This window comes from Flagellimonas sp. (genome assembly GCF_965222555.1).
Classification (GTDB): Bacteria; Bacteroidota; Bacteroidia; order Flavobacteriales; family Flavobacteriaceae; genus Flagellimonas.
Window position 1 is genome coordinate 627,793 of record NZ_CBDCUG010000005.1, and the last position, 14,571, is coordinate 642,363.

The window sequence follows — 14,571 nt, forward strand, 5'->3', positions numbered from 1 at the left end:
TATGTATTTAATTTTCGATACCGAGACCACTGGATTGCCCAAACGTTGGAATGCTCCGATAACTGATACAGATAACTGGCCGCGCTGTATCCAGATTGCATGGCAGCTGCATGATGAGCTTGGAAATTTGGTGGAGCACCAGGACATGTTGGTAAAACCGGATGGGTTCAACATTCCCTATGAGGCAGAGCAAATCCATGGTATTTCCACGGCACTTGCCGAACAGGACGGAGTCCCTTTGAGTGAAGCATTGGAACTTTTTAACCAGGCTTTGGCCCAAACCAAATTTGTAGTGGGGCAAAATGTGGATTTCGACATCAACATCATGGGATGTGAATTCCATAGGATGGGAGTTGAAAATTCATTGACCCAACTTCCGGTTTTGGACACTTGTACCGAAGCCACTGCCGAACTGTGCAAAATTCCCGGAGGACGCGGAGGTAAGTTTAAGCTACCCACATTGACAGAACTCCATGAATTTCTGTTTGGCGAGCCCTTTGCCGAGGCACACAATGCAACCGCGGATGTTGAAGCCACAACCCGATGCTTTTTGGAACTCGTTCGCAAAAGACATTTTTCCATTGAGCAATTGGATGTTCAGCCTGATTATTTTGAGCATTTCTCGGAAGCCAATCCTCAGGTGATTCAACTTATTGGATTAAAGCACATCAATCTTAAAAAAGCTTCCAAAGAAATTGCAGATGCGCTTTGGGCCGAAGATACAGGTGATATTTCTGAGGACGAAATCAACAAAAACGTTGAAAGTCTTGCCGATGCCCCTTTTGCACATTTGCACAACCATTCACAGTTTTCCGTCCTTCAATCTACCATAAACATTAAAAGCCTGGTCAAGGCCGCTGCCGAAAATTCCATGCCTGCCGTTGCCTTAACGGACCATGCCAACATGATGGGTGCCTTTCATTTTGTCAAAGAAGTAAAGGCCCATAACAAATCAGCCAAAGAAAAGAATGCAGAATTGGCCGAAAAAGGCGAATCTCCTTCAGAGAAGGAAATCACTCCCATCATTGGTTGTGAATTTTACGTTTGTGAGGACCATACCAACAAAAATGTAAAAGATTACGGTTATCAAATTGTGCTGCTGGCCAAAAACAAAAACGGCTACCACAACTTGGCCAAAATGTCTTCCATTGCCTATACCGATGGCTTTTATTATGTGCCAAGAATCGACAAAAAGATTGTGGAAAAGTACAAAGAAGATGTCATTGCCCTTACCGGAAACCTTTATGGCGAAGTCCCCAATAAGATTCTAAATACTGGCGAAAAGCAAGCAGAAGATGCTTTGGTATGGTGGAAAGAACAATTTGGAGACGATTTATATGTTGAAATGATGCGTCATGGCCAGGAAGATGAAGATCGGGTAAATCAGGTTTTGGTCCCCTTGGCCAAAAAACACGAGGTTAAAATTATTGCCACCAACAACACCTATTATTGCGACAAAAAAGATGCAGAAGCACATGACATTCTTCTTTGTGTAAAGGATGGTGAAAAACAGGCCACTCCCATTGGTAGAGGCCGGGGGTATCGATACGGATTGCCCAATCAGGAGTATTACTTCAAGTCTTCTGATGAAATGAAAACGCTTTTTAAAGATGTTCCCGAAGCCATTCTCAACATACAGGAGGTTGTGGACAAGGTAGAACCTTTCGATTTGGCTCGTGACGTACTGCTTCCCAAATTTGACATTCCTGAGGAGTTTAAAGTTGAAGAAGATTTGTCCGATGGAGGTAAGCGTGGTGAAAATGCTTATCTAAAACATATCACCTACCAGGGAGCGGAAAAACGATACGGAGAAATCACCGAAGAAATTACGGAGCGTATCGATTTTGAATTAGGCACCATTGAAAATTCAGGATATCCCGGTTACTTTTTGATTGTGGAAGATTTCATCCGCGAAGCGCGCAATATGGGTGTTTCCGTTGGGCCTGGACGGGGTTCTGCTGCAGGCTCTGTAGTTGCCTATTGTTTGGGCATCACCAATATTGACCCTTTAAAATACGATCTCCTTTTTGAGCGTTTCCTAAATCCGGATAGGGTATCCATGCCCGATATCGATATTGATTTTGATGATGAAGGTCGTGGCAAGGTTATGGACTATGTGATTGATAAATATGGCGCAAATCAAGTAGCTCAGATCATCACATATGGAACAATGGCCGCCAAGTCCTCAATCCGTGATACTGCTCGTGTTTTGGATTTACCATTGAACGATGCGGACCGTATTGCCAAGCTTATCCCTAATATGTCCAAGCTAGGTAAGATTTTTGGAGTTGAAGAATCCCAACTCAAGAAAAAGTTTCGGTCGGACGAATTGGAAAAGGTACACGAGTTATTGAACATCTCCGAAGGAGATGATCTCGAAGGCCAGACCGTGAACATGGCCCGGGTATTGGAAGGTTCCGTTAGAAACACAGGTATTCATGCTTGTGGGGTAATTATCACTCCGGACGACATTACCAATTTTGTACCTGTTGCAACCGCCAAGGATTCCGATTTGTACGTGACACAATTTGACAACTCCGTTGTTGAAAGTGCTGGGTTGCTGAAGATGGATTTCTTGGGATTGAAAACCTTGACTTTGATCAAGGATACGGTGAAAATTGTCAAAGCTCGGACAGGTGTGGAATTGATTCCAGATGACTTTCCTTTGGATGACAAAAAGACCTATGAGCTTTTCCAACGTGGAGATACGGTAGGGATATTCCAGTACGAATCTCCCGGGATGCAAAAACACATGAAAAACCTGAAACCTACGGTTTTTGATGACCTTATTGCCATGAATGCCCTTTATCGACCCGGGCCCATGGAATACATTCCTAGCTTTATCGCTCGAAAACACGGGGAGGAGGAAATCACTTATGACCTCCCGGACATGGAGGAATACCTTAAGGAAACCTACGGGATAACCGTTTACCAAGAGCAGGTGATGTTGCTTTCCCAAAAACTCGCCGGATTCTCCAAAGGTGATGCCGATGTACTTAGAAAAGCCATGGGGAAAAAGATTTTTGCCTTGCTTCAAAAACTGAAACCTCAATTTTTGGACGGCGGGGAGAAAAATGGACACCCCAGGGATGTTCTAGAAAAGATTTGGAAAGACTGGGAAGCCTTTGCTTCTTACGCTTTCAACAAAAGCCACTCTACCTGTTATGCTTTTATTGCCTACCAAACGGCATACTTGAAAGCCCACTACCCTGCCGAATACATGGCAGCGGTACTTTCCAACAATATGAATGACATCAAACAGGTCACCTTCTTTATGGAAGAATGCAAACGGATGGGATTGGAAGTGCTTGGACCTGATGTAAACGAATCCTATTACAAGTTTGCAGTAAACAAGGACAATGCTGTCCGCTTTGGAATGGGAGCCATCAAAGGTGTTGGGCGTTCAGCCGTAGAAACCATTGTTGAGAATAGAAAAGAGGACGGACCATATAAATCTGTGTTCGATTTGGCTAAACGGGTCGAGCTTAGAGCGGCCAATAAAAAATCATTTGAGAATCTAGCATTAGCAGGTGGTTTTGACTCTTTTGGCGATACGCATAGGGCGCAATACTTTCATGATGAAGGAGATGGAATCACCTTCTTGGAAAAAGTAATAAAATCCGCGGCAAAATATCAGGAAAACAAAAACTCCTCACAAATGGATATGTTCGGTGGAATGAGTGAAGCTCAAATTGCTGAACCGGTAGTACCGCCATGTGAAGATTGGGGGACCATGGAAAAGCTCCGCCGGGAAAAGGAAGTTGTGGGCATTTATATTTCAGGGCATCCTTTGGATGATTTCAAAAAAGAAATCAACGCGTTTTGCAACAGTAACATTGCCGCTTTCACCGATTTGGAACGCTATGTGAACAGGGAATTGACGGTAGCTGGAGTAATTACAGACGTACAACACCGAGTTTCTAAAAACGGCAAGGGATGGGGACTTTTTACCTTGGAGGATTATACCGACACCCATGAGTTCCGGATTTTTGGTGAGGAATACCTCAAGTTCAGGCATTTTCTTATGATCAACTCCTTTGTCCATGTTAAAACTTTTGTCCGTGAAGGGTGGGTCAATAGGGAAACTGGCAAAAAAGGAGACCCCAGATTGCAGTTCAATGACTTTAAACAGCTTCAGGATGTTATGGATGCCTTTGCAAGAAAATTGACCATTAAATTGGATATTGATCGTTTACAGGAAAAGCGCATTCAAACGTTAAAAGATACCTTGAGGTCCTATAAAGGTGATCACCCTTTGAATTTTGTGGTATACGAAATGCAAGATGAAATCAAACTTAACCTATCCAGCAGAAAACAGAAAGTAAAAATCAGCAGCGAGCTCCTTTCCGAATTGGAGAAAAGTGAAATACATTACAAACTGAATTAGAACTCCTTATAACAAATACTGATAGCACAATAACAAAAATGAATACGTTTGCGGTAAGGAAAATGAACCATATTTGACTAAATTTGCGAATATTAAAACAAATAAAATGGCACTAGAAATAACAGATGCAACTTTTGATGAAATAGTACTTAAAAGCGACAAACCCGTTGTTGTGGATTTTTGGGCAGCTTGGTGTGGTCCTTGTAGAATGGTAGGACCAATCATTGATGAAGTGAGCAACGAATATGAGGGGAAAGCTGTAGTTGGAAAAGTTGACGTGGATGCAAATCAGCAATTTGCAGCTAAATATGGTGTACGCAACATCCCTACAGTTCTTGTTTTTAAAGATGGGGAGATTGTAAATCGTCAGGTAGGCGTATCTCCAAAGAAAGCATATACAGATGCAATAGAAGCGGTATTATAAAATAAGTTTCTGAAACATATATTTTAAAAAAGGTTTGGCATTTGCCAAGCCTTTTTTGTTTTATCTTGACCGCTAAATCCCGTTAATGGATATCCGATCAGAACTGCATAAGGCACAATTATTCCAAAACCTTGAACTTTTGGCCAATCAAATTGTCGAAGGCTTCATCAGTGGAATCCATAAAAGCCCTTTCCATGGCTTTTCTGCAGAATTTGCAGAACACAAAATTTACAATGCAGGGGAAAGCACCAAGCATATTGATTGGAAACTTTTTGCCAAAACCGATAGACTTTACACCAAAAGATATGAGGATGAAACCAACTTAAGGTGTCATATGATTCTGGACAATTCGGCTTCCATGTATTATCCCAAGGTAGACAAATTGGAATTGAACAATCTCAATAAAATTGGCTTTGGGGTATTGGCAATAGCAGCTTTGATGCAAGTACTGAAAAAACAACGTGATGCTGTTGGACTTAGCATTTACTCTGATACCTACAACTTCTATACTTCAGAAAAGAGTAGTGAACGTCATTTTCAAATGCTGTACTCTAAATTAAACGAAGTAGCCAAAACAAAGGAAGACTCAAAAACTACAAGGACGTACACTTATCTACATCAAATAGCCGAAAAAATACATAGACGTAGTCTCATTTTTTTGTTCTCGGATATGTTTCAAACTGAAACCGAGGAAACACAACTTTTTGAAGCGCTCCGTCATTTAAAGTATAACAAACATGCTGTTGTGCTTTTCCATTTGTTGGATTACAAGCATGAACTTAGTTTTGATTTTGAAAACACTCCCAAACGTTTTGTAGATGTTGAAAGCGGCTCCCATATAGATTTATATGCCGATAACATTAAAAGTGCCTATCACCAAAAAGTAGAGGAATATATAGAAAACTTGAAGTTGAAATGCGCTCAATACAAAATCAAATATGTGGGTATTGATGTAGGTGCAGACTTCTCCCAAGTGCTGAACACTTTTATGGTGGAACGGCAGAAATTTGTTTAGTTATTTATTTTTAAAAAATCTCTTGTCGAATAAGAATTGACAATGTATATTTGCACTCGCTTTGCAAAAAGCAATTGAACAAGATTTGAATCTGACTGTTGTCAGAGTCTGTTAAGATAAAATCATTGGTCTGGTAGTTCAGTTGGTTAGAATACCTGCCTGTCACGCAGGGGGTCGCGGGTTCGAGTCCCGTCCAGACCGCTGAAAATTTATTAAATTTCAGTATAAAGCCTGTAAATCAATGATTTACGGGCTTTTTCATTTTATTTGATACCAAAAAATACCATCTAAAACCATATAAAAAGTGCGGAATTCGGTGTGTATTTTTCTCTTCAAAAAACCCGCACCAAAATCGATGTAATCAACTGTTAAAGAAAACTTTACAAAGAAATTTTAACATTTGTTTTTGCTACTTTCAGTGAGGATTTTAAACCCCGCACCTATGTATGGCAAAATGAACATCCTTTTTTATCCCAAAAAGTCAGAAAAAAATAACGATGGCACTGTTATGATTTATGCCCGTGTAACCATGAACGGTAAGCGGGGCGAGTTTAGCTTGGGTCGCCGTGTAGATGAACATAGATGGGATTCACGAGGAGGGAAACTAAGGGGTACCAGCTCCGAAATATCCAATTTCAATCGGTTTTTGGACAACGTAAAGAATAGGCTCTACGATATTTATGATTCCCTTTTAAAAGAACGAGCCGATATTTCGGCAACTATTATTAAAAACATCTATTTGGGTAAGGAAGGTAAGGAGCACATGGTTCTAGAGATCTTCCAGGAACATAATGATGAAATGGAAAGTTTGTTGGGCAAAGGTTTCACAAAAGGAACTTTACAACGATATAAAGCGGCTTATAAGCACGTTTCGGAATATGTGCAATTCAATTATCATAGGAACGACATTCCTGTTCGTAGAGTTGATTATAAGTTTATTTCTGGATTAGAGTTCTTTTTGAAATCCAAACGAAATTGCGACCACAATACCGCTATTAAGTATGTAGTGAATTTTAAAAAGATTATCCGTATTGCGTATGCCAATGAGTGGATTACTAAAGATCCTTTCTTCCATTGGAAAGCAAGTTGGAAAACAAAAGAAAAGCAGTACCTAACCCAAGAGGAACTTGATACTCTGAGAAACAAAAAGTCTTTCTTGCCACGTCTGGATTTGGTCAGGGATATTTTTGTTTTCTGTTGTTATACAGGATTAGCCTATTCAGATGTCAAACAATTACAATCAAAACATATTATCATTGGGATAAATGGAGCTAGATGGATAAAAATGCCACGAAAGAAAACCAAGGCGATAAGTAGTATTCCCCTGCTCCCTGTTGCCGAAGCTATCATTGAAAAATATAACGAACATCCTTTTGTGATCGATGGCAATGGAATATTACCTGTTCTGACCAATCAGAAATCGAATGCCTACCTTAAAGAGATTGCTGATGTATGTGGAATCCATAAAAATCTCACTACACATTTGGCCAGACATACATTTGCTACAACCGTTACCCTATCCAATGGGGTTTCAATTTCTTCAGTGAGTAAAATGTTAGGGCATCGTTCTTTAAAAACCACTCAAATTTATGCCAAGGTACTTGATAGCAAGATTGCAGATGAAATGGAATTATTAAAAGAAAAGATACAACCGAATGAAACCTCAAATGCAAAAAATAAAGGTAAAGTTGAAAACTAAAACCGTCTGCGTGGAAATATCACTTTATTCCCTTAAAGAATTCTTCCAAAGTTATTCCGTGAATGGCAGTGATTTTTAATAAAGTCTCAATCTTAAAATTGCTCCCATTTTCCAAAGCCCAGTAACCCCGCCTCGAGAAACCATTATCAATTGCAAAAGTCTCATAACTAGTATATCCAGAACCCAATCTCAGTTCCTTTATACGTTCACCTATCAGTTTTCTCCTTTTCTCTAACTCTTTCTGGGTCATGATGGGAATTTCATCAAATCCCAATTAATGAATTACGCATTGTAGTGCGTGATTTTTTTCGTAGTATTGTCAGTAAGAGTTTAAGACAACGACAACAACATATCTGATTTGTGAATAAAATTGAATTATGGAGAATAACATTACCTATCTCCTGTGCATGAATGAAGAGGGTCTATTACTCTATGAAGAATCCATCAATCGACTGATAGAGTCCAACTGCAAAGATTTTATGGTATATAAACTTGTCGATGGGAACAGAAATTACCAAACAGATATTGATATTTGGCAAGTTGAAATAGAGATTAATGAACAGTTTTATTCCATGCTGCACCTTAACCTTTGCCAAAAGTTCAGACCCATTTCTAAACCCTAGTTATAAACTCAAAGATTACTTGAGATTCTCCCCATTTATCCTGAAAAGTGTTTTAAAAGGAGTGCTGCTAAAATCTGTTTATTCCCGTTTTTGAATTGTATTCTAAACGACGACTATTAGGAGTGGTTTGGAATAGCAAGAGGATAACACGCTGCGCGATGTTATGATATTCCAATTTATTGTTTTCCAGGTGATTAAACAGCGCATTGACTAATGCAGTAAACCATTTTTAATGTAAAAATGTGCTCAGCCCAGTAAAATCAGGTGATTTTTACTCTAAAAATCAAAAATTTCAATTCGATTGGCAAAGTAGGAGTGCCCTATTTGTATGGCATTTTTCCCTCATTCTGCCGATTCGCGATGCCATTCAAACAGGATCCTGCACTAAGTTTTGAGGTAAGTATTTGGGACGCTTGCAGCGCAAAACGCTATTTTGCTCGCTAAAATTATAGCACATGAGCCGATTAGAACTCTTATTCGGCTCAAAAAGAGTAAAATGTAAAATATATTCACTACCTATCTTCTAAATCATCAGAGTTTTTTAATAAATCAAAACATCAATGATAAACCACCGTTTTGCGTCATTAAAAAAGCCCTTTCGATGAACTTTAAGTAAGTTTATAAATAGGTATGGGAAATTGAACTTTTAGAAGAATATATAGGAGCGCAGATTTAAACGGGATTAATTACCTCACACTAATTGGATATCTGTGATTGGAAGCCCTCATTTACAATAATCGAGAGGATTTGACTTTACCGAAAAAAATAACTCTACTTACTAATTGATATCATAGTTAATTCTGGGCAGTTCAAAAATGACTATTTTATACAATGGAATAAAATACCAGTACAATATGTTTGGTGATTCAAAAAAATTGATGTCTATACAGAACGAACATATTTATAGTGAACTTTATCCTTCCGAAGATCTGGACGATTATATCTCACTCTATTTCATGGCTGAGAATCTATCTGACAAACCACAGGAGATGACCATATGTCCAGATGGATATTTCAAGCTTATAGTACAAATATTGGAAGGGAAGATTGTTGCCTATTTTCTTACTGGAATATGGGCAAATGAAATAGACATCGTTGTAAAACCTAGAGTAACTACCTATGGAATAAAATTTAAGGTAATAGCAGCTGAGATGATTTTAAATAGGGAAATCAGCTCCATTCTCAACAGCGTCGAACAAAAAGAATCCAATTATTTTGGAATGGATAAAGTTCGTTTTGGGAAATTCAATGATATCGTTGCACAGCTGGAGGACATACTTTTGAGAAAACTACCTCCCAATGAACAAATAAGAGCGAACAGGCTTCGCTTGAGCCAATACCTATATAGTAATTATGAAAGTGTGCTGGCAAAGGATGTCGCCAAACAGATATATTGGCCTCAAAGGGACATCAATAGGTACCTGAACAAGTATATCGGTATCTCGCTTAAAAAATACCTAAATATCCAAAAGTGTTACCGAGCCTATTTCAAGATTACCGAGGGAGAGTTTTTCCCACCTAAAGGGTTCTTTGACCAGGCCCATTTCATCCGTGAGGTCAAGAAACATACAGGCCGGACACCCACTGCGCTCTTCAAGGGCCAAAATGACCAATTTATACAATTGAGGAATATCAAGAAGCTATAGGTTTGTCAAAACAACCATAGCCATGAGAAGACTTAAACAGGAAATCTATTTTCCTATCATTGTTGGCATCCACTTTATTTTTTGGGCCATAGACCTTTACTTCTATCAAGGGTCTTTCAAAGAGGTATCGTCAGATACAATGTTCTTTGGGGAGTTGACGGATGTAACTTGGAAGAACCCCCACCGTATCCTTGGTGAAATATTTTCGTCTTGGGTCGTTACGGTCTTTGCTTTCAACTTCCTTATGGCCACCCGTGCCCGATGGGTAGAGAACCTTTTCGGTGGTCTTGACAAGATGTATCTTATCCACCGCAGGTCGGGAGTGATAGCTGTGTTCCTTTTGTTCGCTCATTTCTTTATCGTGCCAAGGGACTTGGTGGAGTTCAATCCAGGCAAGCCATTGGGATTCTATGCATTTGCACTTATCCTTATTGGTGTTATCCTTTCGGCAGCACCAATTTTCAAAAGAAAGATACCATACCATAAATGGATAAACTTTCACAAATTGATGGGAGTATTCTATGTGATGGGTGTTGTACACGGTATGATGGTGTTGAGCCTTATCAAGGAGCTTCCGATTACAAGGGTCTATGTTTTCGGAATGGCCTTTATCGGTATTGGAGCGTGGTTCTACCGTGCCTTTCTTTTTGGTCTCTTCAACAAGAAGCTTGACTATAAGGTGAATACGGTTAAGGATTTGGGCAATGGGATTTCGGAAATAGGACTTGTGCCCAAAGCGAAGGAACTTGGTTTCAGGGCAGGACAGTTCGCCTTTTTCACTTTTCCGACGATAAGTAAAAGGGAGCAGCACCCTTTCACCATCATTAGCCATCCCCATGATAAAGGCCAACTACAAATTACCGTCAAAGGTCTAGGGGATTTTACGGATGGATTGGCGGGTAAGCTCAACGAAGGGGATGATGTTCGAGTAGAGGGACCTTATGGAAAGTTCACCACCGCCCACTCCAAAGAAAAGGAACAGGTTTGGGTTGCAGGAGGTATCGGCATTACACCCTTCCTATCACTGATAAAGGATTATTATACCAATAAAATCACTCTTTTTTGGTGTGTTGCCAATGAGGACGAAGCTCCATATAGAAAACGCTTGGAAGAGGCCGCAAAGAACAATCCATTATTGGATTTTATTCTTTGGCCATCCGACAAGCGAGGGCATATCAATGTTGATGATATGAGCATCCGTGACCCAAAAGAGAAATCCTATTTCGTCTGCGGGCCTGAACCCTTGAAAAAAAGCCTTTTCAAACAGCTCAAGGCGGAGGGCGTTAAAGAACAGAACATCCATGACGAAGAATTTGCATTCAGATAACAACTTGACAATATGGAACAGAAAAAATTCAATCCGATTATCGAAGCCGTAGTGTCCATAAGGCAATACGTTCTGTCAGTTTCCGAGAACTGGACATCAATGAAATCCTTGGGAGCCGTCCTAAAAGATGATATGGACAAAGCAACCGGAATGGTCAATATGTATGGCTCCGAAAGCACTAAACAACAATGGGCCAGTGAACTCATTGATTTCAATGCCTCAAAATCACATCTTGAGAAAATCATGCAGTTCGTCATTACCAGGATAAAGGAAAAGTCCACCGAAGGTATTTCTGGCAGATGGAACGATTATCCAGAGCATGTGTCCAAAATGGAGGCGTCCTATAAGAAAATGATGGACCTTGGTGGATCAAGTCTTCCAGAAAACAAAAAAGGGGAGTGGGACGAGCTCTGGAACCGTATAATGCGATCCCATGTGTTCATGGGCCGAGAGGCCACTGCCATAGGCATCCAATTGGGACTGATGGAGAATTGCACCCCCAATGAAATAGATGAACTGAGCGACACGATACTCAAACATATACCCTCTGGCTATTCTACCGAGGAAGCTCATAAATACACAGATGAATACATGGAAGCCTACGAGCAGTTAAAGAAAGAGGCATCCCAAAAGAAAACCCTTTGGGACAAATTCCTGGATATTTTGGCGGGTGGAACACAACAGACCCCGGCCCAACATGTGATGATGCAACGATGGGTGGATGGAGAAAAAGGGGATGCCCATTAATTTGAACAATAACCACAAAATAGAATTATGAACAAACTGATTTGCCTTACCCTTAGCGGTGTTGCCATGCTCGCTGCAGGTATAACCTTATTACTATCAGCTTCTATCGGGGTGGGAACCTCTAAGATATTGGTGCCGCTTTTCCTTTTAATTTCGGGAATATTGGCATTTATCTTTTCCCAGGTAAACGGACAGCATCAGGTTGCTAAAACGTTCCATTTTTTACAAGGAGCCGGACTGATGGCCTTTGCAATATTGATTGCTATCTGGCCGGATACTTTGGATATGTTCCTGAAGCTGACCACCTATTTCATTATGGTCTATGGTCTATTCGAAATCATGTTCGCGTTTTCTGTCCTACGCAGCAGCTTTAAAGTAAACAAGTCCATCTTGATGACAAGGCTTATGGTCGGGGCCATCAACTTCATAGGCTCTTTCGTACTCTTTATGTCGTTGCTGAAAAGTACAGCTGCGGGCCTTAACGTTGCCGGCTTTCTTATAGTGCTCGGTGGATTGGGCTTTATACTTTTTTCCATTCGCATCCAAGAGAGGAGTTAGTAGAACAAAATATACATAACATGAAAAGAATCATCACACTATCACTGATGGCCCTTTTCCTTACCAACTGTAAGAATCAGGGCGAAAAACAGGCTACGGAACTGAAAGACAGAACCGAAACCTTTGGGGAAAAACAACAAACCCGAAAAATCACCCAAAATTATGCGGTTGTGTTCAATTGGGCGACCAAGGACGAAAATTTGGTCATAGAAAACTCCATGATCCAATCCGACCAGTTGCGTAAGCTTTGGGAAGACGGCACCGTGGAAAACGTGTACTATGATGCCGAGGCCAAGCACGACAAATTTTCCTATTTCCCTAACATTACATTCACCCTGAAAGCAACGGACGAGATCGAGGCAAAAACCATTTTGGATGGTCTGGTGGTAGTGGAAAAAGGCATTGCGACATACACTACATATCCCGTTGGCGCCCTTTGGCTGAAGAGGAACGAAGAGGCCATAAAAGAAAGGGGTGGGACAAGTTCTTTCGTGGCGGTTTGGAACACCGACTACAAACCTGAAAGGACTATGGTGATCGGCCAGAACGAAAAGTTGATGGAACTTTGGAATTCCGGACAGATAGAGAACGTATATTTCGATATCAAGGGTACGCAAAAAGAGAACGACAAGACGGATTTTGTCTTCTTTGTCAACGCCAATACCGAAGAGGAGGCCAAAGCCATCATAGCCCCACTACCCTTCGTAAGAAATGCGGTCGCTTCTTATAAGTTATATCCGGTGGGCATATTTTGGATGGGAACCAAAGAGTAAGTTTTGAATAAAGGGAAACTACATAAAACCCTTGACTTTATACAGGAGATAGGTACCATCATGTACGTTGGTGGTATCCTATCCCATATTGTTATCGGTATCATTTTTAGTGATGCAGATGCTATTACTGTATATAACGTCTATGTCTATAAGGAAAAGAGCGCATATTTCTTGATATTGCCGGGACTTGCCCTGAAAGTACTTTCTGATATAGTACTTTACCTTTCATTTAAGAAGAAACCCATTTGGCTGAAGCTGAAATTCGTTGCCGTTGCATTCTTGACCATAAATGCCTTTTTCTTTTTGGTACCCATGATGCCAGAGCTTGTGGCGTTGGCCAAGGAATCCTTGCCTAGCGGAAAATTGAGTCAAGAGTTTATTGACAGGGAGCATACTGAACAGTTCATTGGACAGTTGAATATCGTTCCATTATTGTCCGAATTGGTGCTGGGTTCTTTTCGCCCTAGACTTGGTAAAGAAAAAAGTGGATTGGAATAATTACAAGTTTTTTCAGAGGTTTGGATTGGGTATGAAAGTGTGTTGCACTTTCGTATACTTTATGATTGTTTCCGATGTTTCTAGCTTATAAAACATTCTAAGTTTACTAAAACAACCGTTTTATTGAACTATCCCCAAATAACGAGTTCGCTATTCCCTTAAAGTCTATTTGTCCGTACTAAATAAATAGTCTACATTCTTACCTTTATTTAAACTTAACCTATATGATTTTCGGATATGCCAGGGTAAGCACCCAAGAGCAGAATTTGGACCTGCAACTGGATGCACTCCTCAAAGAGGGGATTCCCCAAAAGAACATTTATACAGATAAGGTATCAAGCACCAAAGAAGACCGAAAAAACCTGAAAAAGTTATTGAACTATGTCCGGGAAGGTGACACGATTGTTGTTTGGAAACTGGACAGATTAGCCAGGAGTTTGATACACTTCACCAAGCTCATGGCCGAGTTTGAAGAAAGAGGTGTGAGATTCAAGAGCATTACGGAACCTTTCATTGATACAACAGAAAAATCATCGCATTCCGAGTTCATCATTAACATATTTGCAGCTTTGGCACAATTGGAAAGGGACATTATTATCGAGCGAACTAAAGCTGGATTGGAGTCAGCAAGGCGTAGAGGAAAAGTTCTCGGGGCACCAAAAGGAATTAGTAAGAAAAACCAACAAAAAGCTGTACTTTGTGAGGAGTATTTTAAAGAGGGAAAGTTAAGTGTTTCAGAGATATGTGAGCGTTTGGATATTTCTAGGGCAACCTATTATAAATATTTAAGACATAGGGGGCTTTCAAAAAAACTGAGACCCTATACTAAGATTTAAAAAATGTATAGTAATGCATTAAAAGAAAAACAAAATTT

The 14,571-nt window shown here is 40.2% G+C and carries 13 protein-coding genes and 1 tRNA gene; 13 read left to right on the forward strand and 1 reads right to left on the reverse strand.

The window, feature by feature from the left end:
• The first annotated feature begins 1 nt into the window (after position 1).
• The 5 genes from dnaE to ACOQO1_RS11345 all read left to right on the forward strand — a co-directional run bounded on the left by dnaE (position 2) and on the right by ACOQO1_RS11345 (position 7,525).
• Complete coding sequence (gene dnaE, locus ACOQO1_RS11325) at positions 2-4,387, forward strand: DNA polymerase III subunit alpha (RefSeq protein WP_420602987.1); 4,386 nt, start codon at positions 2-4, stop codon at positions 4,385-4,387.
• Between the two features lie 106 nt (positions 4,388-4,493).
• A complete protein-coding gene (gene trxA, locus ACOQO1_RS11330) occupies positions 4,494-4,811 on the forward strand; it encodes a thioredoxin (protein ID WP_420602988.1) in 318 nt (105 codons plus the stop codon).
• Positions 4,812-4,896: 85 nt separating this feature from the next.
• A complete protein-coding gene (locus ACOQO1_RS11335; protein WP_420602989.1) occupies positions 4,897-5,826 on the forward strand; it encodes a DUF58 domain-containing protein in 930 nt (309 codons plus the stop codon).
• A 127-nt stretch (positions 5,827-5,953) separates the two neighbouring features.
• Positions 5,954-6,027: transfer RNA gene (locus ACOQO1_RS11340), tRNA-Asp, on the forward strand.
• Positions 6,028-6,280: 253 nt separating this feature from the next.
• Complete coding sequence (locus ACOQO1_RS11345) at positions 6,281-7,525, forward strand: site-specific integrase (RefSeq protein WP_420602990.1); 1,245 nt, start codon at positions 6,281-6,283, stop codon at positions 7,523-7,525.
• Between the two features lie 19 nt (positions 7,526-7,544).
• On the opposite strand, the gene ACOQO1_RS11350 is transcribed toward ACOQO1_RS11345, so the two are convergent.
• Entirely contained in the window at positions 7,545-7,775 is a 231-nt protein-coding gene (locus ACOQO1_RS11350; RefSeq protein ID WP_420602991.1) for a helix-turn-helix domain-containing protein, read from the reverse strand.
• Positions 7,776-7,902: 127 nt separating this feature from the next.
• Between ACOQO1_RS11350 and ACOQO1_RS11355 the strand changes: the two genes are divergently transcribed.
• From ACOQO1_RS11355 to ACOQO1_RS11390, 8 genes are all read left to right on the forward strand, one after another.
• Entirely contained in the window at positions 7,903-8,148 is a 246-nt protein-coding gene (locus ACOQO1_RS11355; RefSeq protein WP_420602992.1) for a hypothetical protein, read from the forward strand.
• Positions 8,149-8,963: 815 nt separating this feature from the next.
• On the forward strand, positions 8,964-9,794 hold the full coding sequence (locus tag ACOQO1_RS11360; RefSeq protein WP_420602993.1) for a DUF6597 domain-containing transcriptional factor: 831 nt from the start codon (positions 8,964-8,966) through the stop codon (positions 9,792-9,794).
• A 22-nt stretch (positions 9,795-9,816) separates the two neighbouring features.
• Positions 9,817-11,121: an FAD-binding oxidoreductase gene (locus tag ACOQO1_RS11365; RefSeq protein WP_420602994.1), complete on the forward strand. Its 1,305-nt coding sequence runs from the start codon at positions 9,817-9,819 to the stop codon at positions 11,119-11,121.
• A gap of 12 nt (positions 11,122-11,133) precedes the next feature.
• Positions 11,134-11,868 (forward strand): hypothetical protein, encoded by a 735-nt coding sequence (locus ACOQO1_RS11370; RefSeq protein ID WP_420602995.1) that lies wholly within the window; start codon positions 11,134-11,136, stop codon positions 11,866-11,868.
• A 27-nt stretch (positions 11,869-11,895) separates the two neighbouring features.
• The gene (locus ACOQO1_RS11375; protein WP_420602996.1) at positions 11,896-12,426 is read left to right on the forward strand and encodes a hypothetical protein; all 531 of its coding nucleotides are present in this window, start codon (positions 11,896-11,898) and stop codon (positions 12,424-12,426) included.
• A gap of 20 nt (positions 12,427-12,446) precedes the next feature.
• Entirely contained in the window at positions 12,447-13,199 is a 753-nt protein-coding gene (locus ACOQO1_RS11380; RefSeq protein ID WP_420602997.1) for a hypothetical protein, read from the forward strand.
• 3 nt (positions 13,200-13,202) lie between these two features.
• Positions 13,203-13,697: an enoyl-CoA hydratase gene (locus ACOQO1_RS11385; RefSeq protein WP_420602998.1), complete on the forward strand. Its 495-nt coding sequence runs from the start codon at positions 13,203-13,205 to the stop codon at positions 13,695-13,697.
• 224 nt (positions 13,698-13,921) lie between these two features.
• Positions 13,922-14,533 (forward strand): recombinase family protein, encoded by a 612-nt coding sequence (locus ACOQO1_RS11390; RefSeq protein ID WP_420602999.1) that lies wholly within the window; start codon positions 13,922-13,924, stop codon positions 14,531-14,533.
• Positions 14,534-14,571: the final 38 nt, after the last annotated feature.